The sequence below is a fragment of the Bradyrhizobium sacchari genome (assembly GCF_002068095.1).
GTDB lineage: Bacteria > Pseudomonadota > Alphaproteobacteria > Rhizobiales > Xanthobacteraceae > Bradyrhizobium > Bradyrhizobium sacchari.
This window is the reverse complement of the sequence record NZ_LWIG01000010.1, coordinates 93,410-97,315: the sequence shown is the minus strand read 5'-3', so window position 1 is coordinate 97,315 and position 3,906 is coordinate 93,410. Positions and strand designations below refer to the sequence as shown.

The window sequence follows — 3,906 nt, the reverse complement described above, 5'->3', positions numbered from 1 at the left end:
CGCCCGCATCGGTGCCGATCGCGAGCGGCGCGAGCCCGGCAGCAACGGCCGCGGCCGGGCCGCCCGACGAGCCGCCGGGCGTCAACGCCGGATCGAGCGGATGCCGCGTCGGTCCGAACAGCTGCGAGGTGGTGACGCCCTTGCTGGCGAATTCGGACGTCGCGCCGATGCCAACGATGACGGCACCGGCCTTGCGCAGGCGCTCGACCGCGACGGCATCGCGCGGCGCGATGAAATCGGCAAACAGGCGCGAGCCCTGCGTCACGCGCCAGCCGCCGACCCAGATGTTGTCCTTGACGATGACGGGGACGCCGGCGAGCGGCATGGTGGCGCCGGCACGCAGGCGATCGTCGATCGCCGCGGCGTCGGCCAGCGTGCGTTCGGGATCGGTCGTGACGACCGCGTTCAAGGCCCTGGCTGCAGCGATCCGCGCCAGCGCGGCCGTCGCGGTCGCGACGGCGCTTGTCCGTCCGGCCGCAACGTCGGCCGTAATCTCGCGCGCGCTATGTGCTGGCTTTGTCATGGCCTCCCCAGACGAGCGCCACTGTGCCGCAGAGCGCGAGGCACGCCAAGGCGAAGAACGCCGCGCCAAGGCCGGCCACGCCGTCCAGGATCGACACCACGGCCGGCGCCGCCAGTAGCCCGGCATAGGACGCGGTCAGCACCGCGCCGGTGGTCTCGCCGATCCGCTCCTGCGGGGCGAGGCGGGCGATCTCGGCGATGAAAACGCCGTTCCAGCCCGACGCCGTCAGGCCGAACAACGCGGCAATCACGAACTGCCAGGAGCGGCTGAGCGATCCGCCGTCGAGGCCCAGCAACGCCGCGCAAAAAGCCATGCCGAGGCCGATGACGACGAGCACGGCGCGGGAGGCGTCGAGGCGCATGGCGACATAGCCCCAGCCGAGCCGGCCAACGAGGCCGCCGGCTTGCGCGCAGGCGAGCGCCATGCCGGCCTCGATATGGCTGAGGCCGAGCTCGCGCGTGCCGAGCGTGACGAAGACCGTGTTGAGCGACACCTGCATCGCGCTGAACGGCATCGAGGCCAGCGCCAGCATCGCGATCCGCCGGTCCGCCGTCATCAGCGCCAGCCGCGCGCGGAGATCGAGTTTTGGCGGCGGGGCGACCTTGCCGGCATAGGCCGGCCGCAGCCGCTCGAACAACGCAATCGCTGATAGCGCCAAGACAGCAACGACCGCATAGCACCAGGCCGGCCCGAACGCGATGGCGATCGCGGGCAGGGCGAGTGAGCCGCAGACCGCGCCGATCTGGTTGCCGGTCTGGCGCACCGAGAAAACGAAGGCGCGCCGCTCGGCGGTCACGAGCCGCGACAGCAGCGCCGCGCTTGCGGGTGTCTCGGGGCCCATGGCAAGGCCGAGGCAGAGGCCCGCGGCGAGCAGGGCGGCGCTCGACCCGAGCGAAGCCAGCGCCATGCCGACGACGATGGCCGCCGCGCACAGGCTCGCGATCCGCAGCGAACCGACCCGCGCGATGAAGCCGCCGCCCCAGAACGAGGCGGGGATGCCGACGGAAAACACCGCGCAGGAGAACATCGAGAGCTGCCAGACCTCGATATGGGCACGCGGCGCGACCACGCCGGGCGCGAACAAGGCCAGCGCGACCAGGGCCTGCAGCGCGGTCATCGCGCCCAAAGCAGGCAATAAGGCCGGCAGCAATGCGGGTGCTGGCCGAGCGGCGGTGTTTCCGTCTACCATCGCGGCGTGCTCATGGGAGGAACATGGTGGCAGCCGGCATATCCATTCACGCGGTCGATGTGGCGAGCGGACGGCCCGCGCAGGGCCTGCGCGTCGAGATCTGGCGGATCGATCCGGAGTCCCAGCGCATCGCCGACGGGCGGCTCGGCGCCAACGGCGTGCTCGATCATTCCGTTGCGCAAGGCGCAGGCGTGATCGCTGGCGAGTACGAGGTGCTGTTTCATCTCGGAGAGTTCTTTGGCGACAGTGATGGTTTCCTGACCGTGACCCCGTTCCGCTTCCGCATCAAGAACGTTGACGAGCATTTTCATCTGCCGCTGAAATTCACGCGCTGGGGCTATTCGCTGTTCCGCGGCGCTTGATCAGTTCGTCAGCCGCCGCGAAAGGCCGGTGACGCGCTCCATGACCGCCACCAGCGCGACGGTGGCGATGATCAGCACGCCCGACAGCGCGGCGATGGTGACATCTAGCTTGCCCTCGAGATCCTGCCACATCCGGATCGGCAGCATGTCGGTCGCGGCATCGCGCAGGAACAGCGACACCGGCACGTTGTCGAAGGACGACATGAAGGCGATGAAGGCACCCGCGATGATGCCCGGCCGGATCAGCGGCAGCACGATGCGGCGGAACGTGTAGAGACGGCTCGCCCCCAACACCGCCGAGCTTTCGAGCAGGGTCGGCTCGAGCTGGGCGAGCGCTGCGACCGTGTTGCGCACGACATAGGGCACGCAGACGACGGTGTGGCCGATCACCAGGGTCAGCGGCGACACCGGCAGGCCGACCAGCGAGAACAGCATCAGGGCGGCAAGGCCAAACGCGAGCGCGGGCAGGACCAGCGGCGACATGAAGAGGGAATCGAGCAGCCGCGCCGACAAGGCCTGCGACCTGGAGATCGCGAGCGCCGCGGCGACCCCGAGGGTGACCGACAGGCCGGTCGCCCACAGCGCCACGATCAGGCTGTTCTTGGCCGCGAAATGCAGCTGCCAGGCGTTCCACAGCTCGGCGTACCAGCGCAGCGAATAGCCGGGCGGCGGGAAGCGCAGCGAGAAGCCGCTGGTGAAGGAGACGATCAGAACCACGAGCGACGGCGCGATGATGATGACAAGCGCGATCACGGCGATCACGGTCATGACGAGCTCGAAGCTGATCGCCTCGAGCGTGCGCTTGCGGCCGCTCATCATGCGCCTCCATAGCCGCGCGACATGCGGCCGAGCGTGGTGAAGACCGAGACGACCGCGAGCACGGCGAGCAGGAAGATGATCGAGATCGCGGCCGCGAACGGCCAGTTCTGCAGCGTCGAGGCCTGCTGGTAGAGATACATCGGCATGAACAGCATCTGCCCGCCGCCGATCAGCGACTGGGTGATGAAGGCGGTGATCGCGGCGGCATAGGTCAGCGTGCAACCGGCGATGAGGCCGGGCAGCGACAGCGGCAGCACAACCCGGAAGAAGGTGCGCCAGCTCCCGGCGCCGAGCGAGCAGGAGGCATCGTCGAGATTGGGGTCGATGCGGCCGAGCGCGGTGATCAGCGGCAGCGTCATCAAGGGCATCTGCACCTGCGCCAGCGCGATCACGACGCCGAACTGGGTGTAGAGCAGCTTTAGCGGCGTATCGATGATGCCGAGCGACTGGAGCGTGGCGTTGATGATGCCCTGGCGACCGAGGATGACGATCCAGGCGAAGGTGCGCACCACGACGCTGGTGAGCAGCGGCAGCAGCACGATCAGGATGATGATGGTCTGGAGCTTCGGCCCGACGCGCTGGTACAGCCAGGCGATGGGAAAGCCGAGCACGAGGCAGACGGCCGTCACCTCGGCTCCCAGCAGCAGCGTCGAGCCGAGCACGCCGAGGCTGAAGGGATCGGTAAGGAAGTGCAGGTACTGGCCGAGCCCCCAATGGAGCCCGGCCGTGTCGTTGTGCAGCGAGAGCCAGAACAATTGCAGCAGCGGCGCGACGAAGAAGAGCAGGAAGAACAGCGCCAGCGGCGCTGCCAGTCCCATTCCGTAGGAGGTGACGTCCCGTGATGCCGGTGCTGCGCCCATGGCTTGTGCCTTCGAGGTCCTAGAGCATGACGGGATTAGGCTTGATCGCGGCGACCACCAGGGTGCGCTCCCTCTCCCGCTTGCGGGAGAGGGTTGGGGAGAGGGTGTCTCCGCAACGAGACAATCCCCAAGAGGAAAGAACCCTCACCCGCC

At 68.5% G+C, this 3,906-nt stretch carries 5 protein-coding genes; 1 reads left to right on the top strand and 4 read right to left on the bottom strand.

What is annotated here, in order from left to right; genetic code table 11:
- A partial coding sequence (locus tag A5906_RS44365) for an amidase family protein (RefSeq protein ID WP_245326728.1) occupies positions 1–523 on the bottom strand: 523 nt, incomplete at its 3' end.
- Positions 504–1,712: an MFS transporter gene (locus tag A5906_RS14040; RefSeq protein WP_080135784.1), complete on the bottom strand. Its 1,209-nt coding sequence runs from the start codon at positions 1,710–1,712 to the stop codon at positions 504–506. The genes A5906_RS14040 and A5906_RS44365, both read right to left, overlap by 20 nt.
- Before the next feature lie 26 nt (positions 1,713–1,738).
- Between A5906_RS14040 and A5906_RS14035 the strand changes: the two genes are divergently transcribed.
- Positions 1,739–2,074 carry a hydroxyisourate hydrolase gene (locus A5906_RS14035; protein ID WP_080136105.1) on the top strand — a complete coding sequence of 112 codons (336 nt, stop codon included), beginning with the start codon at positions 1,739–1,741 and terminating at the stop codon, positions 2,072–2,074.
- Here A5906_RS14035 and A5906_RS14030 read toward each other — a convergent pair whose 3' ends face one another.
- A complete protein-coding gene (locus tag A5906_RS14030; RefSeq protein WP_080136102.1) occupies positions 2,075–2,890 on the bottom strand; it encodes an ABC transporter permease in 816 nt (271 codons plus the stop codon).
- A complete protein-coding gene (locus tag A5906_RS14025; protein WP_080135783.1) occupies positions 2,890–3,753 on the bottom strand; it encodes an ABC transporter permease in 864 nt (287 codons plus the stop codon). Before A5906_RS14025 ends, A5906_RS14030 begins: the two co-directional genes overlap by 1 nt.
- Positions 3,754–3,906 lie beyond the last annotated feature (153 nt).